We start from the raw sequence: 21,457 nt of genomic DNA on the forward strand, positions 1-21,457 counted from the left end.
GCTAGCGTGCAACTTTTAGTTTGACGTTAAATACTCCATGGCAACTGTACAACTCTTCAAGGCTTTCGACTTCGCTACCAACCAGGACTGGGACTGGGAAGTCACCGCCGCCTCGGCGACCGGCATCACGATCGCTGAAGGTGCTTACAAGCAGACCTTCACCGGCAGCTTCAGCTTCAATGCGGCCGGCGTACCGACCGGCTCGGTCTCGGCCAGCTCCTTCTTCCTCAATAACGAAGAGGTGTACCGTGTCAGCAACCTGTCGCACGACGCCACCCGGATCGCCCAGTTCGTGGAGACCGAAGGCGACACCCAGCAGACCTATGCTTTCGTCCTGAGCGGCGACGATACCATCACCGGCAGCGTCTTCGCCGATGGCCTGATGGGCTACGCCGGCAACGACAGCTTCAACGCCGGCGCCGGCAACGACCGCATCAACGGCGGCGCGGGCAACGATACGATCAACGGGCAGGATGGCGTGGACACCGCGGTGTACGCCGGCGCGCGCGCCAACTACACCGTGACGCGCACCGTCAACGGCTTCACCGTGACCGACAAGACCGGCGCCGAAGGCACCGATACGCTGAGCGGCGTGGAGCGCCTGGTATTCGCAGACGGCAGTGGGGTGGCGTTGGATGTGGAACCGACCAGCGTGAATGCACAGACTTACCGCCTCTACAAAGCAGCCTTTGCACGCGAGCCGGACAAGGGCGGCATCGGGTTCTGGATGAGCGCCGCGGACAAAGGGATGCCGCTGGTCGAGATCGCACAGCAGTTCCTGATCCAGAAGGAGTACGCCGAGGCCTATGGCGGTGTCGCGACGAACCGCGAGCTGGTGACGAAGTATTACCAGAACATCCTGGGCCGCACGCCGGATGCGGGTGGCCTCGATTACTGGACCAATGCGCTCGACAAAAAGGATGTCACGGTGGCGCAGGCGCTGGCCTTCATCAGCGAAAGCGGCGAGAACGTCAGCGGCACCGCGGCGCTGATCGCCAACGGTTTCGACTTCACGCCCTACGGTTGAAGCTTATCCGCCGTAGGGAATGTAGGGAATTCCCTCGGCAATCAGGGCCGCCACGGCGTCGCGGTTTTCCTGGCTCTCGCTGATCGCCGCCAGCACCGTGGGCAGGTCCGCCCTGCCGCTTTCAAGCACGTCCAGCCAGAAAGCATAGCCGCCCGGCTCCGGCGCGCGGTGCAGGATGTTGGTGTACATGCGCGTGACGATTTCCGCGCTCGTGGGCGCGTTGCCGTACAGTTCGGCAAACTCCCGGGAATTGGCGAACCCGGCGGCGATTTCCACCAGCGAGGTTCCCCTATCCATTTGCGCCAGCCAGAAGCTGATGCCCGCGGCATCCGGTTCCCGATTGAAGGCTGCCCGGTAGATGCGGAAAGCCTGGCCTGCTGCATCGCCGATGTCGTAGGCGATCGTGGTGTTGGAGAACTGGATGCGCTCGATGCCGCTCAGGATGTCGGGGGCCTGGCCGGGATCGACCAGGTGCTCGACACTGAAGCCGGCCGCGGTGTGCGTCACGCGGTAGTCGGTGCTGGCCATCGCGTAGCGGACGGTGTCGATGCCGGCGCCGCCGATCAGGGTGTCACCGCTGTCCCCGTACACGATCAGCAGGTCGTTCCCCGCGCCGCCGTCGAGCCGGTTGTCGCCAACGCCGCCGGTATCGAACAACACGTCGTCGCCGTCCCCGCCCAGCAGGACATCGTTGCCGTCGCCGCCCTCGAGCGTGTCATTGCCCGCGCCGCCGTCCAGCTGGTCGCCACCGCCCATGCCGTTCAGCAGATCGTCGCCCTCGCCGCCGCTCAAGGTGTCGGCCATCAGGTCACCGATCAGGATGTCATCGAGGGCAGTCCCGGACAAGCTCAGGCCGCGGGTGCTGCCGCCAGGATCGATGCCGCCGGCGAAGTTAGCCGAAGTCAGCTGCGAAGCATGGACGCCGGCCAGTTGCAAGGCGGTGCTATAGCCGCTGGCGGAACGCAGTTGCACCAGCGTGTCGGTGCCGTCGAATACCAGGCGCAGCAGTCCGTTCGCGAAGGGGTTGGCCGGATCGTTATACGGAAGGTACCAGGACAGGTCGATCCGGTCGCCACCGCTCCCGGCGGTGAAATCGGTGATGCGCAGCTGCGCGCCGCCGGGGGCGCCGCCCTTCAGGACGAAGGTGTCGGCGCCGGCGCCGCCGGAGATCGTCAGGCGCCCCTGGGCCTGCGGCGCCAGGTCGAATTCCAGCCGGTCGGCGCCGCCGCCGCCGTCGACCGCGGTGTCGGGGAGCGCCAGGCTGGACACCGAGACCGAAATCAGGTCGTCGCCGGCGCCGCCGGCAAAGGCATAGCCGTTGTGGCCGCTCAGGCTGTCGTTGCCATCGCCTCCGTCGAGCAGGCCCTTGGAGCCGCCATTCGCGTTCAGGTTGCCAAAGAGGAAGTCGTTGCCACCGCCGCCGTAGAGCTGATTATTGCCTTGGTAGTCTTCCAGCACGTCGTCGCCGCCATAGCCCCTCAGTACGTCGTCTCCGCGGCCGCCTGCCAGCCGATCAGCCAGGTCGCTGCCTTCCAGGATGTCGGCGGCGTCGGTGCCGGTGGCGACGACAGGCCCTGCCGCGACAGCGGCAGTGGCGAACGGATTCGAAGTAAGCAGGAAGGCAAGGTGATTGGACATGGTCGGATGAGTTAATTTCCCATCCGAAACTATCCTACAGGCATCTTTTATTGTCGAGATAAAAGGCGAGCAAGGAACTCAGGCGTTGTGATGTAGAGACAGTCCCTGTTGCTTATGTAAGGATCCGTAGCTATGGAGTTCACGAAACGCCGTTTGCAAGCATGCCAGCCACGACGGTGCGGTTTTCCGCGATCAGCCGGCCTGCTCGACGCGGCTGAGCCGCTGGCCATAAATCCCCCAGGTGCGCGGCTCGCCATCGACCGTGGCTTTCAAGGCCCAGCCGGTGCCGATCTTCTCGACCGTCACCTCGACTTCGAGCTCCCTGGCCACCTTCTCGGCCCAGGCTTGCGCCGAGCCGCGGCCCTTGAACAGCTCCTGGCCTTCGAACACGACGGTGGCGTCGAACACGGAAGCGGCGAAGACGCTCATGCCTGGCCCGATGCAGCCGCTGCGCGGATCGCGTTCAGCACCGGCTGCAGCACCGCGCTTCCCAAGCGCGCGCTGCGGGCGCCGTCCCAGCCCACCTGCGGGTCGGGGTCGTTGGCATTGTCCTTGAACGGCAGTTCCAGCGTCAGCGACAGGCAGCCGAAGGCGTGGGTGATGTGCGAGGAGCCCATGGTGAGCGTCTCGTCGGTGAACGGGGTCTTGCCGTAGCCGTGCACGTCCTGGAAGTCGGGGCTGGCGATCTTGAAGTCGGCGATGAAACGCGCCTGCTGCGCGGCCTGGGCTTCGGTCCAGGTGGGCAGGGATTCGCTGCCGGCCACGAACACGTAGGGCAGGCCTTCGTCGCCATGCACGTCCAGGCACAGGTCGACCCCGGTTTCGTGCATCTTCTTGAGCACCAGGAACACTTCCGGGCTGCGCTCCATCGACGGGTTCATCCACTCGCGGTTCAGGTTGGCGCCGGCCGCGTTGGTGCGCAGGTTGCCGCGCACCGAGCCGTCCGGGTTCATGTTGGGCACCACGTAGAACACGGCGTCCTTCAGCAGCTGGCGCCCGAACGGGTGGGCCGGGTCGAGCAGCGCGTCGAGCATGCCTTCGACGAACCATTCGGCCATGGTTTCACCCGGGTGCTGGCGTGCGATGACCCAGACCTTCTTCTTGCCCTCGTCAGGCTCGCCGATGACCAGCATGTTCAGGTCGCGGCCGTCGACGGTGGACCCGAGGTCGAGCATGCGCACGCTCTCAGACATCTGGGCGCGGTCGAGCAGCTCCAGGTGGCGTTCCCACGAATAGGGTTCGAAGTAGGCGTAGTAGACGCTGTCCATGCCCGGGGTGTGCTCGATGCTCATCACCTGGCCGTCGTACGAGGTCGGCACGCGGAACCAGTTCACGCGGTCGTAGCTGGCCATGGCCTGGTAGCCTTCCCAGCCGGCCGGATAGGCGGCCTGGCCCGCGTTCAGGAAGCGGATCGTGCAGGCTTCGCCCTGCGCGCCCTGCAGGCGGAAGTAGAACCACTGGATGATGTCGGCGTGCGAATCCTTGCGGATGTTCAGGTCGATGGCGTTGGCGCTTGTGGCGTTCACGACCTCGATGGCGCCAGCGTCGAACTGGCTGCTGATCTTGATAGACATGGTGTGTCCTGGTGTTGAATGAATACGGAAAGGGGGGATAATACCGGTTTCAGCGGCGCTACCCAAGGAGCTTTGATGCGGATCGTGATCATCGTGGCAAGCATTTTCTCCTTCTGGCTGGGCGCGCGCATCGCGGACGACCCCCTGGTGGGGATTGTCGTCGCGGCCGTCGTAGCGACCCTCCTGACTTTCGGCCGGCGCACCCTGCGCCGGCGAAATCACATCAAGCCACCGAACCGGTCGTAGAAATCGCTGTCGGCCGCCGGCGTGGCCTCGTCTTCGCGGCGCAGCATCGCCATCACGTGCTCTTCCGCCCGCGCATAGGTCAGCAGGTAGATGCGCCTGGCCAGTTCATAGGCGTCCGAGCCCGGCCACGGGTCGGGCAGCAGCTCGAGCGGCAGCATCGGGTCGTGCAGCTGCACGCGGCGGTAGGCGTGGATCAAGAGGCTGCGGATGGCGAAAGCCTCTTGCGGGCTGATGTCCGCCCTGGTTTCCAGCAGCGGCGTGAAGCTGTCGATGAACTGGCGGTAGGCCGCGGCCACGCTGGACAAGTCCCAGGCATCGCCGACCAGCTCGGGCAGCGGGCGCGAGCCGACGCCGGGCAGCTCGGCCGCATCGCATACGAATACCTTCCCCTGCGCGCCTGAGCGCGCCAGGATCTCGCGCAGTGTGTCGCGCTCGGGCGCCGGGTGCGCCATCACGCCGGTGGCCAGCATCGTGAAGCCTTCCCATTCCAGTTCCTTGCGCAGCAGCGTGCGCAGCTCGCCGTCGATGCTGTTGGTGGGCGCGAGCACGAAGCTCCACCGCCCGTCCCAGTGCAGGCCGGGCGGCGAATAGATGCGGCGGTTGGCGCGTTCGAAACGGGGAAGGGCCTTCGGTTCCAGCGCGTAGCGGCTGCGCCGGCCCTCGCGGCTGGCCACCAGCCAGCCTTCCTGCACCAGGCGGAACACGCTGGTTCGCACCAGCCGGTCGCTCACGCCGAGCGGCGCCAGCAATTCGATCATGCTCCCCAGCCAGAAGGCGCCGCCGTGCGGGGCGATGGCGTCGCCGCACAGGGTCATCACCAGCGATTTGTGGCGTGGCGGGTCAGTCGTGAGAAAGTGGTCGATCCACTCGCCGCTGGTCAGTCTTGTCATGTTGGTAATGGTAACAGAACGCCGCAATATGATTCAAAATTTTGGTGTACATCCATTTTTTTGTATCGTATTATGGATTCACCAGGTTTGCAACGGAGACCAGACATGTACGCACAAATGGTGGAGACCGGACTCAAGAAAGTCCGTACCGAGGAAGACATGGGCGCTGAAGAAGCGGCGTTCCAGGCGCGCATCGACGCCGGCATCAAGATCGAGGCCAAGGACTGGATGCCCGAGGCCTACCGCAAGACCCTGATCCGCCAGATCTCGCAGCATGCGCACAGCGAGATCGTCGGCCAGCTCCCGGAAGGGAACTGGGTCACGCGCGCGCCGACCTTGCAGCGCAAGTCGGTCCTGCTGGCCAAGATCCAGGACGAGGCCGGCCACGGCCTGTACCTGTACAGCGCCGCCGAAACGCTGGGCGTCTCGCGCGACGAGCTGCTGCAGGCGCTGCATTCGGGGAAAGCCAAGTATTCGAGCATCTTCAACTACCCCACCCTGAGCTGGGCCGACATGGGCGCCATCGGCTGGCTGGTGGACGGCTCGGCCATCATCAACCAGATCCCGCTGTGCCGCTGCTCGTACGGTCCGTACGCGCGCGCCATGATCCGCGTCTGCAAGGAAGAGTCCTTCCACGCGCGCCAGGGCTACGACATCATGATGGCCCTCGCCAGGGGCACGCCGGAGCAGAAGGCGATGGCCCAGGATGCGCTGAACCGCTGGTGGTGGCCGTCCCTGATGATGTTCGGTCCGTCGGACGCCGAGTCGGTGAACAGCGCGCAGTCGACCGCCTGGCGCATCAAGCTGTTCTCGAACGACGAACTGCGCCAGCGCATGGTCGACCAGACCGTGCCGCAGGCCGAGTACCTGGGCCTGACCGTGCCCGACCCCGACCTCAAGTGGAATGCCGAGCGCGGCTCCTACGACTTCGGCGAGATCGACTGGAGCGAGTTCCACAACGTCCTGAAGGGCAACGGCCCCTGCAACCGCGAGCGCCTGCGCACCCGCGTGAAAGCCTACGAAGACGGCGAATGGTTCCGCGACGCCCTGGTCGCCCACGCCGAGAAAAAAGCGGCGCGCAAAGCCGCAGCCTGAAGAACGACGGAGAGAGAGAATGAGCAAAGAATGGCCCCTGTGGGAAGTCTTCATCCGCAGCCAGCACGGCCTGGCCCACAAGCACGTGGGCAGCCTGCACGCACCCGACGCCGAGATGGCGGTGAATAACGCGCGCGACGTCTACACCCGCCGCAACGAAGGCGTCAGCATCTGGGTCGTGCGCGCCCAGGACATCGTGGCCAGCAGCCCGAACGACAAGGAAGCCCTGTTCGAGCCGGCCAACAGCAAGGTCTACCGCCACCCGACCTTCTTCCCGATGCCGGAAGAAGTCAAGAACCTGTGAGCGCGCCCGTGGATCAGAAAATCGACTACCTGCTGCGCCAGGGCGACAACGCCCTGATCCTGTCCCAGCAGCTGTGCCAGCTGTGCGGCAAGGGCCCGGCACTGGAAGAAGACATGGCGCTGTCGAACGTCGCGCTCGACCTGCTGGGCCAGACCCGCATGTGGCTGAGCTACGCCGGCGAGCTCGAAGGCAAGGGCCGCGACGAAGACCGCCTGGCCTTCCACCGCGACGCGATTGATTACCGCAACTGCCTGCTGCTGGAGCAGCCGAACGGCAGCTATGCCGAGGTCATGATGCGCCAGTTCCTGTTCGATACCTGGCACTACTTCCTGATGGACGGCCTGACCCGCTCCAGCGACCCGCGCATCGCCGAGATCGCGCAGAAGTCGATCAAGGAAGTCACCTACCACCTGCGCAGGTCCGGCGACCTGGTGGTGCGCCTGGGCGACGGCAGCGACATCAGCCACGCGAAGATGCAGACCGCGCTCGACGAGCTGTGGATGTACAGCGGCGAGATGTTCCTCTACGACGCGGTCGACAATGCGATGGTGGAGCAGGGCGTGGCGCCAGCCAGCGAACCGCTGCGCCAGATGTTCCTCGACCACCTGGCGGAAGTGCTGGCCGAAGCCTCGCTCAAGATGCCGCCAAGCGACGCCTGGATGCAGCGCGGCGGCAAGCAGGGCCGGCACAGCGAGCGCCTGGGCTACATCCTGGCCGAGATGCAGTTCCTGCAGCGTGCCTATCCGGGAGCGCAGTGGTAATGAGCGCGGTCGGCGTCACCCTCGATGAAGTCTGGAGCTGGCTCGGCGACGTGGCCGATCCGGAGATTCCAGTCATCTCGGTGGTGGACCTCGGCATCGTGCGCGAGGTCGCCCTCAACGGCGACACCTGCGTGGTGACGATTACGCCAACATATTCCGGCTGCCCCGCGATGCAGGTGATTGCGGAGTCGGTCAGCGAAGCGCTCAAAGCGCACGGCTTGACGGATGTGCGCATCGTCAGCCGCCTCTCGCCCGCCTGGACCACCGACTGGATGAGCGAAGCCGGCAAGGCCGCCCTCAAGGGCTATGGCATCGCGCCGCCGGTGCAGCAGGCGATCGACATCAGCGGCCTGCACGCCGGCATCCGCCGCCGCGCCGCGCCCGAAGTGGCCTGCCCCAACTGCGGCTCGCCGCACACCCAATTGACCAGCGAGTTCGGTTCGACGCCCTGCAAGGCCCTGTACAAGTGCCTCGACTGCCGCGAGCCTTTCGATTACTTCAAGTGTCACTAAGATGAGCAAATTCTATCCACTCACCGTGGCCAAGGTGAAGCACGAGACCCGCGACGCCATCGCCGTCACCTTCGACGTTCCGCCTGAACTGAAGCCGCAATTCGCCTACCAGCAGGGCCAGCACCTGACCCTGCGCGCCCTGATCGACGGCGAAGACGTGCGCCGTTCCTACTCGATCTGCTCGGCGGTGCAGGACGAACAGCTGCGCGTGGCGATCAAGCGCGTGGCCGGCGGCCAGTTCTCGACCTGGGCCAACGAACACCTGCAACCCGGCGCCACGCTGGAAGTAATGCCGCCGATGGGCCACTTCAACGTGCCGCTCGACCCGGCGAGCGAGCGCCATTACCTGGCCTTCGCGGCCGGCAGCGGCATCACGCCGATCCTGTCGATCGTGAAGACCACGCTCCAGGCCGAGCCGAAGAGCCGCTTCACCATCGTGTACGGCAACCGCGCCTCGTCGAGCGTGATCTTCCGCGACGAGCTGACCGATCTCAAGGACAGCTACATGGAGCGGCTCAAGCTGGTGTATGTGATGAGCCGCGAGCAGCAGGACATCGAACTGTTCAACGGCCGCATCACCGAGGAGAAGTGCGGCCACTTCCTGAAGCACTGGATCGACATCAAGGATATCGATGTGGCCTTCATCTGCGGCCCCGAAGACATGATGCACGGCGTCTCGCGCTCGCTGCAGGCGGCCGGGCTGGCGAAGGAAAAGATCCGCATCGAGCTCTTCGCCGCCAGCATCCCCAAGCACGAGCACAAGCCGCGCAGAATCGATGCAGGAGCGCAGCACCTGACCGAAGTCACCGTGATCATGGACGGCAGCGCAGCCAGCTTCACGATGGACAAGGACAAGGAATCGCTGCTGGATGCCGGCCTGCGTGCAGGCATCGACATGCGCTATTCGTGCAAGGGCGGCGTGTGCTCGACCTGCCGCTGCAAGGTGCTCGATGGCCAGGTGGAGATGGACGTGAACTACGCGCTCGAAGACTACGAAGTGGCGCGCGGTTTTGTGTTGAGTTGCCAGAGCTTCCCGATCACCGACAAGGTGGTGGTCGATTTCGACATTGCGGAATAAATAAAAAGAAACGTGGAGACACCCATGAACTACGAATCCATCCAGTTCAAGATCGACAGCGGCATCGCCCTCCTGACCCTGAACCGTCCCGATCGCCTGAACAGCTTCACCCAGGCCATGCACCTCGAAGTGCGCGACGCGCTGGAGCGCCTGCAGGCCGATAGAACGGTGCGCGTGCTGGTGCTCACCGGGGCCGGCCGCGGCTTCTGCGCCGGCCAGGATCTGCAAGACCGCGCCGTCGCCCCAGGCGCCCCCGGCGTCGACCTCGGCGAATCGGTCGAAAAATTCTATGCTCCGCTGGTCCTCACGCTCAAATCGCTGCCGATGCCGGTCATCTGCGCCGTCAACGGCGTGGCCGCCGGCGCCGGCGCCAACCTGGCCCTGGCCTGCGACATCGTGCTGGCCGCGAAATCGGCCAGCTTCATCGAAGCCTTCTGCAAGCTGGGCCTGATCCCCGACACCGGCGGCACCTGGCACCTGCCGCGCCTGATCGGCCCGGCGCGTGCCACGGGCCTGGCCATGCTGGGCGACAAACTCAGTGCCGAGAAGGCCGAGCAGTGGGGCCTGATCTGGGCCTGCGTTCCCGACGAAGCCTTGATGGACCAGGCCATGGCCATGGCCGAGCACTTCGCCGCCGCGCCGACCAAGGGCCTGGCCTTCACCAAGAAAGCGCTTGCCGCCAGCTGGTCCAACACCCTGCCGGAACAGCTCAAGCTGGAAGGCGAGATGATGCGCGAACTGGGCTACAGCCACGATTACCGCGAAGGCGTCGCCGCCTTCATCGCCAAGCGCCCGGCGCACTTCAAGGGAGAGTAAGACCATGCAGGCACTCCCGAAAGACAGCATCATCGCCGTCATCGGCAGCGGCGCCATGGGTTCCGGCATCGCCCAGGTGGCGGCCACGGCGGGCCACCAGGTGCTGCTGTTCGACACCCGCGAAGGCGCTGCCGACAAGGCCATCGGCGACATCGGCAAGACCTACGCCAGGCTGGCCGAGAAAGGCCGCATGAGCGCGGAGCAGGCCGACCTGGCACACGGGCGTCTCAAGCGCATCGGCACGCTGCAGGAAGCGTCCCAAGCCGCGCTGGTGGTCGAAGCCATCGTCGAGAACCTGGACGCCAAGCGCGCCCTGTTCGCGGAACTCGAAGGCATCGTGCCTGATGACTGCATCCTCGCCACCAACACCTCGTCGATCTCGGTCACCGCCATCGCAGCGAAACTGCGCCGCCCTGAACGCCTGGTCGGCATGCACTTCTTTAACCCGGTGCCGCTGATGGCGCTGGTCGAAGTCATCAGCGGCATCGCGACCGATCGGCAGGTCGCCGACACGACGTACGCCACGGCCGAAGCATGGGGCAAGAACCCGGTGCATGCGAAGTCGACCCCGGGCTTCATCGTCAACCGCGTCGCCCGCCCGTACTACGCAGAAAGCCTGCGCCTGCTGCTGGAACAGGCCGCCGAGCCGGCCACCATCGACGCCGTGCTGCGCGACTGCGGCGGTTTCCGCATGGGCCCCTTCGAGCTGATGGACCTGATCGGCCACGACGTCAACTTCTCGGTGACGAACTCGGTCTACGACGCCTACTTCGGCGACCCGCGCTTCACGCCCTCGATCCTGCAGCGCGAGCTGGTCGACGCCGGCTTCCTGGGCCGTAAGACCGGGCGCGGCTTCTACCGCTACGGCGAAGGCGCCGACAAGCCGGCCGTACAGGAAGACGCGCCGCAGCCGCGACCGGAATCGGTATCGCTCATCGGCAGTGAATCCGACTACCTCGCACCCCTGGCCGCTCGCATCGCTGCTGCAGGCTTCGACATGTCGCGCGAGGAAACCCTGGATGCTACTCCCGGCTTCCTGTGCCAGGGCGCCGCCGTGTATCTCACCGACGGCCGCAGCGCCACGGCGCGCGCCGCCGAGTGCTGGCACGACGACACCGTCATCTACGACCTGCTGCTGGATCCGGCCGGCGCGACCCGCATCGCGCTGGCGAAAGCCGACCAGTGCAGCGTGGACGCCTACCACGCGGTCGTCGGCATGTTCCAGGCCGCCGGCTTTGCCGTCACCCGCCTCGACGACGTGCCCGGCATGGCCGTGATGCGCACCGTCGCCATGCTGGCCAACGAAGCGGCCGACGCCGTCAACCAGGGCGTGTGCAGCGCGATGGCGGTCGACATCGCGATGCAAAAGGGCGTGAACTATCCGCGCGGGCCGCTGGCCTGGGCCGACAGCGTCGGGTTGGAGCACATCGTCGCCGTGCTGTCCAACCTGGCCACCAGCTATGGCGAAGACCGCTACCGCGTCTCGCCGCTGCTGCGCCGGAAGGCCGCCGCCAATCCGCACGGAGCCAGGTTTCATGCACAGTGACCGGAATAGTGAACTGCAGGCGCTGGCCGAACTGGCCGGCAAGACCATGTACGAACGCGACCCCGCCAGCCAGGCGCTCGGCATGCTGCTCGACGAGATCCGCCCCGGCTATGCGCGCATGTCGATGCGGGTGCGCGGCGACATGCTCAACGGCCACGCCACCTGCCACGGCGGCTACATCTTCATGCTGGCCGACAGCGCCTTCGCCTTCGCCTGCAACTCGCACAACCTCAATACCGTGGGCGCGGGCTGCACCATCGATTACCTGGTCCCTGGCCGCGAAGGCGACCTGCTGGTGGCCGAGGCGGTGGAGCAGGCGCTTGCCGGCAAGACCGGCGTCTACGACGTCAAGGTGAGCAACCAGGAAGGGCGCACCGTAGCGCTGTTCCGCGGGAAGTCGCACCGCGTCAGCGGCATGGTGGCAGAGGCAGAGCAGTAAAGCATTCGCAACACACAAGGAGGACGAGATGGTCCAACGCACACCCGCTCCCGGCGAGCTGGAACCGATCGAGCGCGCCAGCCGCGACGAACTGCAGGCCCTGCAGCTCGAGCGCCTGACATGGTCGCTGCACCACGCCTACGAGAACGTGCCGCACTACCGCGCGGCGTTTGACGCCGCCGGCGTCCACCCGAGCGACCTGAAGACGCTGGGCGACCTGGCCAGATTCCCGTTCACCGACAAGAAGACCCTGCGCGACAACTACCCCTTCGGCCTGTTCGCCGTGCCGCGCGAGCAGGTGGTGCGCATCCACGCATCGAGCGGCACCACCGGCAAGGCCACCGTGGTCGGCTATACGCAGAACGACATCGACACCTGGGCCGGCGTGGTGGCGCGTTCGATCCGCGCCGCCGGCGGCCGTGCGGGCGACATGGTGCACATCTCCTACGGCTATGGCCTGTTCACCGGCGGCCTGGGCGCGCACTACGGCGCCGAGCGGCTTGGCTGCACCGTGATTCCGATGTCGGGCGGGCAGACCGAGAAGCAGGTGCAGCTGATCCAGGATTTCCAGCCCTCGATCATCATGGTCACGCCCTCGTACATGCTGAACATCATCGAGGAATTCACGCGCCAGGGGATCGACCCGGCGACGTCCTCGCTGAAGGTGGGCATCTTCGGGGCCGAGCCCTGGACCGACGCCATGCGCCGCGAGATCGAAGCGCGGGCCGGCATCGATGCCGTCGACATCTACGGCCTGTCCGAAGTGATGGGGCCCGGCGTGGCGAGCGAGTGCATCGAAAGCAAGGATGGTCCCGTGATCTGGGAAGACCACTTCTACCCCGAGATCATCGATCCGGACACCGGGGAGGTGCTGCCGGATGGCGAGGAGGGCGAACTGGTGTTCACCTCGCTCTCCAAGGAAGCGCTGCCGATCATCCGCTACCGCACGCGCGACCTCACGCGCCTGCTGCCGCCCACCTCGCGTTCGATGCGCAGAATTAGCCGCATCACCGGCCGTTCGGACGACATGCTGATCATTCGCGGCGTGAACGTGTTCCCGAGCCAGATCGAAGAAATCGTGCTGAAGATGCCGGCGCTGGCGCCGCAATACCAGCTGGTGGTGGCGCGCGACGGCCATCTCGATACGCTGGAGGTGCTGGGCGAACTGCGCGACGCTTCGCTGTCAAGCAGCGAGGTCGACGCGCTGTGCCGCGAGCTCCAGCACTGCATCAAGACCCATGTGGGCGTGACGACCCGCGTGAGCCTGCGCCCGCCCGGCGGCATCGAACGCACGCTGACCGGCAAGGCCCGGCGCGTGGTCGACCAGCGCCCCAAGAACTGACGAACTGAATAATAAGGAGATCCTCATGACCGACGCCTTCATCTGCGACGCCATCCGTACCCCCTTCGGCCGCTACGGTGGCGCGCTCTCCAGCGTGCGCGCCGACGACCTGGGCGCGCTGCCGATCGCCGCCCTCATTGCCCGCAACAAGGACGTGGACTGGGGCGCGGTGGACGACCTGTTCTACGGCTGCGCCAACCAGGCCGGCGAAGACAACCGCAACGTGGGCCGCATGGCCGCGCTGCTGGCAGGGCTGCCGCCAGAGGTGCCGGCCAATACCATCAACCGCCTGTGCGGCTCCGGCATGGATGCCATCGGCAGCGCCGCGCGTGCAATCCGGGCCGGCGAGGCGAACCTGATCATCGCCGGCGGCGTCGAGAGCATGACCCGCGCCCCCTTCGTGATGGCCAAGGCCGACAGCGCCTTCTCGCGCGCCGCCCGGATCGAGGACACCACGCTCGGCTGGCGCTTCGTGAATCCGCTGATGAAGGCCAGGTACGGCATCGACTCGATGCCCGAGACGGCCGAGAATGTGGCGCGCGAGTTCAAGGTCAGCCGCGACGACCAGGACGCCTTTGCCCTGCGCAGCCAGCAGCGCTGGGCGGCCGCGCATGCCAAAGGGTATTTCAGGGATGAGATCGTGCCGGTGACGATTCCCCAGAAGAAGGCCGAGCCGCAGGTGTTCGATACCGACGAGCAGCCGCGCGAGACCAGCCTGGTGGCACTGGCGAAACTGAAGGGTGTGGTGACGCCGGACGGTTCTGTCACCGCCGGCAATGCGTCCAGCCTGAACGACGGCGCCTGCGCGCTGCTACTGGCGTCGGAGACGACCGCCGTGCGTAATGGCCTGATTCCGCGCGCCCGCGTCATCGGCATGGCCACCGCCGGCCTGGCGCCGCGCATCATGGGCTTCGGCCCGGCGCCGGCCGTCAGGAAGCTCTTGCTGCAAACCGGCCTGCGCCTCGACCAGATGGACGTGATCGAACTGAACGAAGCCTTCGCCGCCCAGGGCCTGGCCGTGATGCACGATCTCGGCCTGCCGGACGACGCGGCCCACGTGAACCCGAACGGCGGCGCGATCGCCCTCGGCCACCCGCTGGGCGCATCCGGCGCACGCCTGGTGACGACCGCCGTCAACCAGCTGCACCGCACGGGCGGCCGCTATGCCCTGTGCACCATGTGCATCGGCGTCGGCCAGGGTATCGCGCTCATCGTCGAGCGGGTATAGACATGGTCAAGGTGTACGAGATCGACGGCGTACGGCCGGTGGTGCATCCCAGCGCCTACGTGCATCCGTCGGCGGTGCTGATCGGCGACGTGATCGTCGGCCCGCGCTGCTACATCGGCCCGCTGGCCTCGCTGCGCGGCGACTTCGGCCGCCTGATCCTGGAAGAGGGCGCCAACCTGCAGGACACCTGCGTGATGCACGGCTTTCCGGGCGAAGACACCGTGGTCGAAGTCGACGGCCACATCGGCCACGGCGCCGTGCTGCACGGCTGCCGCGTCAAGCGCAACGCCATGGTCGGCATGAACGCGGTGGTGATGGACAAGGCGGTCGTGGGCGAGGAATCGATCGTCGCGGCGATGAGCTTCGTGAAGGCCGGGATGCTCATCCCGCCGCGCAGCATGGTGATGGGCACGCCCGCCAAGGTCATGCGCGCGCTGACCGATGAAGACGTGAAGTGGAAGAGCTTCGGGACGCGCCAGTACCACGAACTGAATGTGCGCTCGCTGCAGACCATGCGCGAGGTGGAGGCCCATACCGAGGCGGAGCCGGGACGCAAGGGCATCGACTTCGCCCCGGACGGCATGCACAAACCGAAAACCTGAAGAGACAAGAACGGAGACTGACCCCATGGGCAACATCGCAACCCTGCAAAGCCTGATCGCCGGCCGCTGGCACGGCGCGGAGGCACACACCCCGCTGCACAGCGCGCTGAACAACGAACTGATCTTCCACACCCACCTTGAAGCGATCGACTTCGACGAAGCCGTCACCTACGGCCGCAAGACCGGCATCCCGGCGCTGATGCGGCTCGACTTCCAGACCCGCGCCCAGCGCCTGAAGGCCCTGGCCCTCTACATGATGGAGCGCAAGGAAGAACTGTACGAGATCTCGCACCTGACCGGCGCCACCCGTCCCGACAGCTGGGTCGACGTCGAAGGCGGCATCGGCACCCTGTTCGCCTACGCCAGCATGGGCGGGCGCGAGCTGCCCTCGTCGAACGTGCTGCACGAAGGCCCGGCGATCGCCCTTGGCAAGCGCGGCGGCTTCGCCGGCACCCACATCCTGGTGCCGCGCGGCGGCCTGGCGGTGCACATCAACGCCTTCAACTTCCCGATCTGGGGCATGCTGGAAAAATTCGCGCCGAGCTTCCTGGCCGCGATGCCCTGCATCGTCAAGCCGGCCACCGCCACCAGCTACCTGACCCATGCGACCGTCAGGATGATGATGGATTCCGGCCTGCTGCCGGAGGGGGCACTGCAGCTGGTCATCGGCAGCACGGGCGACCTGCTCGACCGCCTGGGCGGCTTCGACGCCGTCACCTTCACCGGCTCGGCCGACACCGCCGCCAAGCTGAAGGCCAACCAGAACCTGATCCGCGCCTCCGTCCCCTTCACCGCCGAAGCCGACTCGCTGAACTGCGCCATCCTGGCCCCGGACGTCACGCCCGACGATCCGGAGTTCGACCTGTTCGTCAAGGAAGTCGCGCGCGAGATGACCGGCAAGGCCGGCCAGAAGTGCACGGCGATCCGGCGCGTGATCGTGCCGGAACAGCACGCCGACGCGGTGGGCGCGCGCCTGCGCGAGCGCCTGGCCAAGGTCACCGTGGGTAATCCGAAGGTCGAGGGTGTGCGCATGGGGGCGCTGGCCTCGATGGACCAGCACCGCGACGTGTCGGAACGAGTCGAGATGCTCGCGCGCGGCAACGAAGTGCTGTTCAGCGCCCGCGACGGCTTCAAGCCGGTGGGCGAGGGCTGTGCCAATGGCGCCTTCTTCGCGCCGACCCTGCTCCTGTGCCGCAACGCATTGGATAATGACGCCGTCCACGACATCGAAGCCTTCGGCCCGGTGTCCACCATGATGACCTACCGCGACATCGACGAAGCCTTGCACCTGGCCGCGCGGGGCAAGGGCAGCCTGGTAACCACGCTGGTGACGAAAGACCCGGCGATCGCCGCGCATGCGGTGCCGATCGCCGCCGCTTCGCACGGCCGCGTGCACATCCTCGAGCGTGAGTCCGCGGTGGATTCCACCGGCCACGGCTCGCCGCTGCCGCAGCTGAAGCACGGCGGTCCGGGCCGCGCCGGCGGCGGCGAAGAGCTGGGCGGCATCCGCGCCGTCAAGCACTTCCTGCAGCGCGCCGCGGTGCAGGGCTCGCCGACCATGCTGGGCGCGGTGACCGGGGAGTACGTGCGCGGCGGCGCCGTCAAGGAAACCGACATCCACCCGTTCCGCCGCTGGTTCGAAGACCTGGAAGTGGGCCACTCGCTGCTGACCCACCGCCGCACCGTGAGCGAAGCCGACATCGTCAACTTCGGCGGCGTCTCGGGCGACTACTTCTACATGCACTTCGACGAGATCGCGGCCAAGGACACCCAGTTCGGCAAGCGCATCGCGCACGGCTACTTCGTGCTGTCGGCGGCGGCCGGCCTGTTCGTGTCGCCGGCCCCGGGGCCGGTGCTGGCCAACTACGGCCTGGACAACCTGCGCTTCGTGGCGCCGGTGGCGATCGGCGACACTATCCGCGCAAGGCTCACCTGCAAGCGCAAGGTCGACCGCAACCGCAGCGACGAACAGGGCCGCGGCCAGGGCGTGGTGGCCTGGGACGTGCAGGTAACGAATCAACACGACGAACTCGTGGCGAGTTACGATATCCTGACGCTGGTACAGAAACGCGGCTAGGACGCACAAGCGCCGTCCGCCGCCAACCAAGGAGACCTTGCATGTCGAGACTGGACCTGAGCAGCATTCCCGTGGTGGGCGGTACGGGCTACCCCGAGCCCTTCGCCGAGCTGGTGGACGGACGCACCAAACAGGCGCTGGGCGATGCCGGCGGCCTGACGCAGTTCGGCGTCAATCTTGTCGAGCTGCAACCCGGTGCGGCGTCCTCGCAGCGCCACTGGCACTCGCACGAGGACGAGTTCGTCATGGTGGTATCGGGCGAACTGGTGCTGCTCACCGACGAAGGCGAGACCTTGATGCGTGCAGGCGACTGCGCGGCCTTCCCGGCCGGAAAGCCAAACGGGCACCACCTGGTCAACCGCAGCTGGGGGCAGGGCGTGTTCCTGTGCGTCGGCTCGCGCATCAAGGGCGATTCGGCGACCTATCCCGACATCGACCTGCGTTACGACGGCGATACCAAGACCTATTCGCACAAGGACGGCACGCCCTATCCACCGCGTGGATGAGCCGGCTCGGTTGAGATCAGTTGAGCTTCTTGGCGTAGCGGGAACGGATGTGCTGGCTGACGAAGGTCGATAGCCCCCGGCCTTCACGCGCCAGTTCCTGCATCCTGGCAATGTTGTCGGCGCCGGCGCTGCGCTCGGTGTAAAGGTAACGGTCACCCCCCGTGAACTGGATGGTGATCGAGTCCTTGCCGATGTCGTAGGCGACGACGCCGGATTCGCCGCTGGTATTGCGATAGCGGTGCATGCGCACCTCCGTGGTGTTCGTCGATACCTGTCATGTGGGTATCGACCGCGCCGGCACAAGATGGCGCCGCCGCTCTCGCAGGCTCAGTGACCGATCTTGCGCCGCACCTTCAGCAAGCCACTTTCTGTACGCACGGCAACCAGGTCCGCATAGTCCGGCACCGGCGCCGAACGCGTCTCGATTGGATGCGTGTGCGTCGCGGTGACGACGATGCTGTCCATCCCCGCCGCTTCCGCCGCGGCCAGGCCGATCGGCGTGTCTTCGAACACCAGGCAATCCTGCGGCGCCACGCCCAGTTTCTTTGCGCCCAGCAAGAACGGATCAGGCGCCGGCTTGCCGCGCTTCACGTCATCGGCCGATACCAGCAGCGGCGGCAAGGGCAGACCTGCAGCGGCGATACGGGCCGTTGCCAGCGCGCGCGAGGCCGAGGTGACGATGGCCCAGCGGTCCGTGGGCAGGCTGGCCAGGAAGCGTCCCACCCCGAGGATCTCTTCGATGTCGGCTACGTCGTCAATCTCGGCCAGCGCGATGCCCAAGGCCTCGGCGACCGGGTCGACACCGGGCAGACCCAGGTGGCGGATGGTGTCTTCGGTGCGCTTGCCATGGATGGTGGGCACGAAGGTTTCCGGGTCGAGTCCATGCCTGAGCGCCCAGGCGGTCCAGACCCGTTCGGCGGACTTGATCGAGGTCAGGATGGTGCCGTCCATGTCGAACAGGAAGGCGGCGTATTCGCGCGAGGGCAGGACGGTGGGATTGGTCGGTGTCACGGGAGCATTCTCGGTGGTGGATGATGATCGTAGGTGCGTTTCATCATTGTGTATTGAACGCGTGGGCGGCGTGGCCGCCCACCGTGCGGATTATTCCGCCAGCTGCTTGCGCACCCGCTCGATCGCCTTGCGCACCTGGTTCGGCGCGGTGCCGCCCACGTGATCGCGCGCCGCTACCGAGCCTTCCAGCGTCAGCACGGCAAACACGTCCTGCTCGATCAGCGGCGAGAACCCGCGCAGCGTGTCGAGCGACATCTCGGACAGGTCGCATTTGGCCGTATCGCAGGCACGCACCGCGTGCGCCACGGCTTCGTGCGCGTCGCGGAAGGGCAGGCCCCTCTTGACCAGGTAATCGGCCAGGTCGGTGGCGGTGGCGTAGCCCTGCAGCGCCGCGGCGCGCATGTTCTCGGCTTTTACCGTGATGCCGCCCGCCATGTCGGCGAAGATGCGCAGGGTGTCGGTAACGGTGTCGATCGTGTCGAACAGCGGTTCCTTGTCTTCCTGGTTGTCCTTGTTGTAGGCCAGCGGCTGGCCTTTCATCAGGGTCAGCAGGGAGGCGAGGTGGCCATACACGCGGCCGGTCTTGCCGCGCGCCAGTTCCGGCACGTCCGGGTTTTTCTTTTGCGGCATGATCGACGAGCCGGTGCAGAAGCGGTCGGCGATGTCGATGAAGCCGATGCGCGGGCTCATCCACATGACCAGTTCTTCCGAGAAGCGCGAGACGTGCATCATGATCAGCGACGCAGCTGCGGTGAACTCGATCGCGAAATCGCGGTCGGATACCGCATCCAGCGAGTTGTGGCACACGTCCTCGAAGCCCAGGGTCTGGGCCACGCGCAGGCGGTCGATCGGGAAGGTGGTGCCGGCCAGCGCGGCGGCGCCCAGCGGCAGGCGGTTCACGCGGCGGCGGGCATCCTGCAGGCGCTCGGCGTCGCGGCCGAACATCTCGACATAGGCCAGCATGTGGTGGCCGAAGGTGATGGGTTGGGCCACTTGCAGGTGGGTGAAGCCCGGCATGATGGTGTCGACGTGGCGCTCGGCCAGGTTCGTCAGCGCGCCGCGCAGGCTCCCCAAGAGGCCCAGGATGTCGTCGATCGCCGCACGCACGTACAGGCGGATGTCGGTCGCCACCTGGTCGTTCCGGGAGCGGCCGGTGTGCAGGCGCTTGCCGGCGTCGCCCACCAGTTCGGTCAGGCGTTTTTCGATGTTCAGGTGCACGTCTTCGAGGTCGAGCAGCCATTCGAAGCTGCCGGCCTCGATTTCGCCCTTGATCTGGGCCATGCCGCGCTCGATCTCGGCGCGGTCGTGTTCGCTGATGATGCCCTGCGCGGCCAGCATCTCGGCGTGGGCGAGCGAACCCTGGATGTCGAACGGCGCCAGGCGCTTGTCGAAGAAGACGGAGGCGGTGTAGCGCTTGACGAGGTCGGAGACGGGTTCGGAGAAGCGCGCCGACCAGGCTTCGGCTTTCTTGGAGAATTGTTCGTTCATGGTGGGATCCCTGTTGGTATCCGACGATTATAACTGTCCTGCGCAACCCCATCCGTGGTGGGTGACAAGCACGAGGAAATGCGCAATGATGTGCGCACTATTCTGCAATTGACAACAATAAGGGGGAGACATGCTTCGATTGGTCCAGCTTGGCCTGGCATTTGCCGTTGCCGCACCCGCGGCGATGGCGCAGCAGGCGGCACCGGCGGCGCCGGCCACGCCCACCGCCGTCGCCGCACCGGCGCCACCCGCCGCCGCCAGCCTGCCGGCAGCCCGCCCGGCCGACGTCGCCTCGATCGACGCCATCATCGCCGCCGTTTACGACGTGATCTCGGGCCCGGCCGGCGCGCCGCGCGACTGGGACCGCATGCGTTCGCTGTTCGCGCCTGACGCCCGCATGGGCGCGGTCGTCCCCCGTCCGGACGGCAGCTTCGTCCTGCGCGCCATGTCGCCGGAAGACTATATCGCCCGCAACACCAAGGCCTTCGCCACCATGGGCTTCTTCGAGACCGAAAAAGCGCGTACCACGGAAACGTTCGGGCAGATCGCCCACGTGTTCAGCACCTACGAGGCGCGCCACGCCAAGGACGACGCCAAGCCCTTCATGCGCGGAATCAACAGCATCCAGCTGATTCACGACGGCAAGCGCTGGTACGTGCTGAGCCTGATCTGGCGCGCCGAAGATCCGAAGCTGCAGCTGCCTGAGCGCTACCTGCGCAACGGCTGAGCGGCACAGGATCGCCCACGGGGACGCCGTTCAATTGAAAGTAATACATCATGCGAACGGCGCTAGAATTGGTTTTTAAGCCAGATTCACAGCTTCCATGATTACCAACGATTCGAGCTTCCAGGTCAGTACCGACCAGTCGCAGCTGGACATCCCGATGATCTATCGCTTCCTGAGCGAGCAGTCGACCTGGGCGGTCGGCATTTCGCGTCCGGTCGTCGAGCGCGCCATCGAGAACTCGCTGTGCTTCGGCGGCTACCTCGACGGGCGCCAGATCGCCTTCGCGCGCGTCATCACCGACTTCGCGACCTTCGCCAACCTGGTGGATGTGTTCGTGGTGCCGGAATACCGCGGACGCGGCTACGGCAAGCAGTTGATCGGTGTCGTGTTGCGCCACCCCAGCCTGCAGAAACTGCGCCGCTTCACCCTCAATACGAGCGACTCGCACGGCCTGTACGAGCGTTTCGGGTTCACTGCCCCCCAGCGTCCGGAAACCTGGATGGAGCGATACTTTCCGAACATTTATTTGTCCTGAGCATACTCAAGACGG

The 21,457-nt window shown here is 66.1% G+C and carries 24 protein-coding genes; 17 read left to right on the forward strand and 7 right to left on the reverse strand.

The window, feature by feature from the left end:
• The first annotated feature begins 37 nt into the window (after positions 1 to 37).
• Positions 38 to 1,027: a DUF4214 domain-containing protein gene (locus tag AC56LU_RS05095; protein WP_497174522.1), complete on the forward strand. Its 990-nt coding sequence runs from the start codon at positions 38 to 40 to the stop codon at positions 1,025 to 1,027.
• A gap of 3 nt (positions 1,028 to 1,030) precedes the next feature.
• Here AC56LU_RS05095 and AC56LU_RS05100 read toward each other — a convergent pair whose 3' ends face one another.
• From AC56LU_RS05100 to AC56LU_RS05110, 3 genes are all read right to left on the reverse strand, one after another.
• Positions 1,031 to 2,665 carry a DUF4214 domain-containing protein gene (locus AC56LU_RS05100; protein WP_497174523.1) on the reverse strand — a complete coding sequence of 545 codons (1,635 nt, stop codon included), beginning with the start codon at positions 2,663 to 2,665 and terminating at the stop codon, positions 1,031 to 1,033.
• A 192-nt stretch (positions 2,666 to 2,857) separates the two neighbouring features.
• Positions 2,858 to 3,094: a hypothetical protein gene (locus AC56LU_RS05105; protein WP_497174524.1), complete on the reverse strand. Its 237-nt coding sequence runs from the start codon at positions 3,092 to 3,094 to the stop codon at positions 2,858 to 2,860.
• The gene (locus tag AC56LU_RS05110) at positions 3,091 to 4,239 is read right to left on the reverse strand and encodes a M14 family metallopeptidase (protein ID WP_497174525.1); all 1,149 of its coding nucleotides are present in this window, start codon (positions 4,237 to 4,239) and stop codon (positions 3,091 to 3,093) included. The genes AC56LU_RS05105 and AC56LU_RS05110 overlap by 4 nt, the downstream gene beginning before the upstream one ends.
• Before the next feature lie 75 nt (positions 4,240 to 4,314).
• On the opposite strand from AC56LU_RS05110, the gene AC56LU_RS05115 reads away from it, so the two are divergent.
• Positions 4,315 to 4,485, forward strand: a complete 171-nt coding sequence (locus tag AC56LU_RS05115) for a hypothetical protein (protein ID WP_497174526.1) — start codon at positions 4,315 to 4,317, stop codon at positions 4,483 to 4,485.
• Here the strand turns inward: AC56LU_RS05115 and paaX are convergent.
• Positions 4,458 to 5,375 (reverse strand): phenylacetic acid degradation operon negative regulatory protein PaaX, encoded by a 918-nt coding sequence (paaX, locus tag AC56LU_RS05120; protein ID WP_497174527.1) that lies wholly within the window; start codon positions 5,373 to 5,375, stop codon positions 4,458 to 4,460. The genes AC56LU_RS05115 and paaX overlap by 28 nt on opposite strands.
• A 105-nt stretch (positions 5,376 to 5,480) precedes the next feature.
• On the opposite strand from paaX, the gene paaA reads away from it, so the two are divergent.
• The 13 genes from paaA to AC56LU_RS05185 are packed head-to-tail and all read left to right on the forward strand — an operon-like array spanning position 5,481 to position 17,681.
• On the forward strand, positions 5,481 to 6,470 hold the full coding sequence (gene paaA, locus AC56LU_RS05125; RefSeq protein ID WP_497174528.1) for a 1,2-phenylacetyl-CoA epoxidase subunit PaaA: 990 nt from the start codon (positions 5,481 to 5,483) through the stop codon (positions 6,468 to 6,470).
• A 19-nt stretch (positions 6,471 to 6,489) separates the two neighbouring features.
• A complete protein-coding gene (paaB, locus tag AC56LU_RS05130; protein ID WP_224946646.1) occupies positions 6,490 to 6,774 on the forward strand; it encodes a 1,2-phenylacetyl-CoA epoxidase subunit PaaB in 285 nt (94 codons plus the stop codon).
• Between the two features lie 8 nt (positions 6,775 to 6,782).
• On the forward strand, positions 6,783 to 7,535 hold the full coding sequence (paaC, locus tag AC56LU_RS05135; protein WP_497174529.1) for a 1,2-phenylacetyl-CoA epoxidase subunit PaaC: 753 nt from the start codon (positions 6,783 to 6,785) through the stop codon (positions 7,533 to 7,535).
• Complete coding sequence (gene paaD / locus AC56LU_RS05140) at positions 7,535 to 8,047, forward strand: 1,2-phenylacetyl-CoA epoxidase subunit PaaD (RefSeq protein ID WP_497174530.1); 513 nt, start codon at positions 7,535 to 7,537, stop codon at positions 8,045 to 8,047. The genes paaC and paaD overlap by 1 nt, the downstream gene beginning before the upstream one ends.
• Before the next feature lies 1 nt (position 8,048).
• Positions 8,049 to 9,125: a 1,2-phenylacetyl-CoA epoxidase subunit PaaE gene (gene paaE, locus AC56LU_RS05145; RefSeq protein WP_497174531.1), complete on the forward strand. Its 1,077-nt coding sequence runs from the start codon at positions 8,049 to 8,051 to the stop codon at positions 9,123 to 9,125.
• Between the two features lie 24 nt (positions 9,126 to 9,149).
• The gene (paaG, locus tag AC56LU_RS05150) at positions 9,150 to 9,941 is read left to right on the forward strand and encodes a 2-(1,2-epoxy-1,2-dihydrophenyl)acetyl-CoA isomerase PaaG (RefSeq protein ID WP_497174532.1); all 792 of its coding nucleotides are present in this window, start codon (positions 9,150 to 9,152) and stop codon (positions 9,939 to 9,941) included.
• Between the two features lie 4 nt (positions 9,942 to 9,945).
• Positions 9,946 to 11,487 carry a 3-hydroxyacyl-CoA dehydrogenase PaaH gene (gene paaH, locus AC56LU_RS05155; protein ID WP_497174533.1) on the forward strand — a complete coding sequence of 514 codons (1,542 nt, stop codon included), beginning with the start codon at positions 9,946 to 9,948 and terminating at the stop codon, positions 11,485 to 11,487.
• Positions 11,477 to 11,926 carry a hydroxyphenylacetyl-CoA thioesterase PaaI gene (gene paaI, locus AC56LU_RS05160; protein WP_497174534.1) on the forward strand — a complete coding sequence of 150 codons (450 nt, stop codon included), beginning with the start codon at positions 11,477 to 11,479 and terminating at the stop codon, positions 11,924 to 11,926. Before paaH ends, paaI begins: the two co-directional genes overlap by 11 nt.
• Positions 11,927 to 11,954: 28 nt before the next feature.
• Positions 11,955 to 13,268 (forward strand): phenylacetate--CoA ligase PaaK, encoded by a 1,314-nt coding sequence (paaK, locus tag AC56LU_RS05165; protein ID WP_497174535.1) that lies wholly within the window; start codon positions 11,955 to 11,957, stop codon positions 13,266 to 13,268.
• Between the two features lie 25 nt (positions 13,269 to 13,293).
• Positions 13,294 to 14,496: a 3-oxoadipyl-CoA thiolase gene (pcaF, locus tag AC56LU_RS05170; RefSeq protein ID WP_497174536.1), complete on the forward strand. Its 1,203-nt coding sequence runs from the start codon at positions 13,294 to 13,296 to the stop codon at positions 14,494 to 14,496.
• 2 nt (positions 14,497 to 14,498) lie between these two features.
• Complete coding sequence (paaY, locus tag AC56LU_RS05175; protein ID WP_497174537.1) at positions 14,499 to 15,098, forward strand: phenylacetic acid degradation protein PaaY; 600 nt, start codon at positions 14,499 to 14,501, stop codon at positions 15,096 to 15,098.
• A gap of 25 nt (positions 15,099 to 15,123) precedes the next feature.
• The gene (paaZ, locus tag AC56LU_RS05180; RefSeq protein ID WP_497174538.1) at positions 15,124 to 17,175 is read left to right on the forward strand and encodes a phenylacetic acid degradation bifunctional protein PaaZ; all 2,052 of its coding nucleotides are present in this window, start codon (positions 15,124 to 15,126) and stop codon (positions 17,173 to 17,175) included.
• Between the two features lie 41 nt (positions 17,176 to 17,216).
• A complete protein-coding gene (locus tag AC56LU_RS05185) occupies positions 17,217 to 17,681 on the forward strand; it encodes a cupin domain-containing protein (protein ID WP_497174539.1) in 465 nt (154 codons plus the stop codon).
• 16 nt (positions 17,682 to 17,697) lie between these two features.
• On the opposite strand, the gene AC56LU_RS05190 is transcribed toward AC56LU_RS05185, so the two are convergent.
• The 3 genes from AC56LU_RS05190 to argH form a co-directional block, all read right to left on the reverse strand.
• On the reverse strand, positions 17,698 to 17,925 hold the full coding sequence (locus AC56LU_RS05190; RefSeq protein ID WP_497174540.1) for a hypothetical protein: 228 nt from the start codon (positions 17,923 to 17,925) through the stop codon (positions 17,698 to 17,700).
• Between the two features lie 83 nt (positions 17,926 to 18,008).
• Positions 18,009 to 18,692 (reverse strand): HAD-IA family hydrolase, encoded by a 684-nt coding sequence (locus AC56LU_RS05195; RefSeq protein WP_497174541.1) that lies wholly within the window; start codon positions 18,690 to 18,692, stop codon positions 18,009 to 18,011.
• 90 nt (positions 18,693 to 18,782) lie between these two features.
• Positions 18,783 to 20,180 (reverse strand): argininosuccinate lyase, encoded by a 1,398-nt coding sequence (argH, locus tag AC56LU_RS05200; RefSeq protein ID WP_497174542.1) that lies wholly within the window; start codon positions 20,178 to 20,180, stop codon positions 18,783 to 18,785.
• Positions 20,181 to 20,310: 130 nt separating this feature from the next.
• Between argH and AC56LU_RS05205 the strand changes: the two genes are divergently transcribed.
• Together AC56LU_RS05205 and AC56LU_RS05210 are read left to right on the forward strand one after the other, a co-directional pair.
• Entirely contained in the window at positions 20,311 to 20,907 is a 597-nt protein-coding gene (locus AC56LU_RS05205; RefSeq protein WP_497174543.1) for a hypothetical protein, read from the forward strand.
• A gap of 97 nt (positions 20,908 to 21,004) precedes the next feature.
• Positions 21,005 to 21,442, forward strand: coding sequence for a GNAT family N-acetyltransferase (locus tag AC56LU_RS05210; RefSeq protein ID WP_497174544.1), 438 nt, complete (start codon positions 21,005 to 21,007; stop codon positions 21,440 to 21,442).
• Positions 21,443 to 21,457 lie beyond the last annotated feature (15 nt).

The organism is Telluria sp. PB2R4 (assembly GCF_059685695.1).

Excerpts from the sequence above, each read along its gene's own strand:
- AC56LU_RS05095 (WP_497174522.1), top strand. The coding sequence starts at position 38 with ATGGCAACTGTACAACTCTTCAAGGCTTTCGACTTCGCTACCAACCAG.
- AC56LU_RS05100 (WP_497174523.1), bottom strand. The coding sequence starts at position 2,665 with ATGTCCAATCACCTTGCCTTCCTGCTTACTTCGAATCCGTTCGCCACT.
- AC56LU_RS05105 (WP_497174524.1), bottom strand. The coding sequence starts at position 3,094 with ATGAGCGTCTTCGCCGCTTCCGTGTTCGACGCCACCGTCGTGTTCGAA.
- AC56LU_RS05110 (WP_497174525.1), bottom strand. The coding sequence starts at position 4,239 with ATGTCTATCAAGATCAGCAGCCAGTTCGACGCTGGCGCCATCGAGGTC.
- AC56LU_RS05115 (WP_497174526.1), top strand. The coding sequence starts at position 4,315 with ATGCGGATCGTGATCATCGTGGCAAGCATTTTCTCCTTCTGGCTGGGC.
- paaX (WP_497174527.1), bottom strand. The coding sequence starts at position 5,375 with ATGACAAGACTGACCAGCGGCGAGTGGATCGACCACTTTCTCACGACT.
- paaA (WP_497174528.1), top strand. The coding sequence starts at position 5,481 with ATGTACGCACAAATGGTGGAGACCGGACTCAAGAAAGTCCGTACCGAG.
- paaB (WP_224946646.1), top strand. The coding sequence starts at position 6,490 with ATGAGCAAAGAATGGCCCCTGTGGGAAGTCTTCATCCGCAGCCAGCAC.
- paaD (WP_497174530.1), top strand. The coding sequence starts at position 7,535 with ATGAGCGCGGTCGGCGTCACCCTCGATGAAGTCTGGAGCTGGCTCGGC.
- paaE (WP_497174531.1), top strand. The coding sequence starts at position 8,049 with ATGAGCAAATTCTATCCACTCACCGTGGCCAAGGTGAAGCACGAGACC.
- paaG (WP_497174532.1), top strand. The coding sequence starts at position 9,150 with ATGAACTACGAATCCATCCAGTTCAAGATCGACAGCGGCATCGCCCTC.
- paaH (WP_497174533.1), top strand. The coding sequence starts at position 9,946 with ATGCAGGCACTCCCGAAAGACAGCATCATCGCCGTCATCGGCAGCGGC.
- paaI (WP_497174534.1), top strand. The coding sequence starts at position 11,477 with ATGCACAGTGACCGGAATAGTGAACTGCAGGCGCTGGCCGAACTGGCC.
- paaK (WP_497174535.1), top strand. The coding sequence starts at position 11,955 with ATGGTCCAACGCACACCCGCTCCCGGCGAGCTGGAACCGATCGAGCGC.
- pcaF (WP_497174536.1), top strand. The coding sequence starts at position 13,294 with ATGACCGACGCCTTCATCTGCGACGCCATCCGTACCCCCTTCGGCCGC.
- paaY (WP_497174537.1), top strand. The coding sequence starts at position 14,499 with ATGGTCAAGGTGTACGAGATCGACGGCGTACGGCCGGTGGTGCATCCC.
- paaZ (WP_497174538.1), top strand. The coding sequence starts at position 15,124 with ATGGGCAACATCGCAACCCTGCAAAGCCTGATCGCCGGCCGCTGGCAC.
- AC56LU_RS05185 (WP_497174539.1), top strand. The coding sequence starts at position 17,217 with ATGTCGAGACTGGACCTGAGCAGCATTCCCGTGGTGGGCGGTACGGGC.
- AC56LU_RS05190 (WP_497174540.1), bottom strand. The coding sequence starts at position 17,925 with ATGCACCGCTATCGCAATACCAGCGGCGAATCCGGCGTCGTCGCCTAC.
- argH (WP_497174542.1), bottom strand. The coding sequence starts at position 20,180 with ATGAACGAACAATTCTCCAAGAAAGCCGAAGCCTGGTCGGCGCGCTTC.
- AC56LU_RS05205 (WP_497174543.1), top strand. The coding sequence starts at position 20,311 with ATGCTTCGATTGGTCCAGCTTGGCCTGGCATTTGCCGTTGCCGCACCC.
- AC56LU_RS05210 (WP_497174544.1), top strand. The coding sequence starts at position 21,005 with ATGATTACCAACGATTCGAGCTTCCAGGTCAGTACCGACCAGTCGCAG.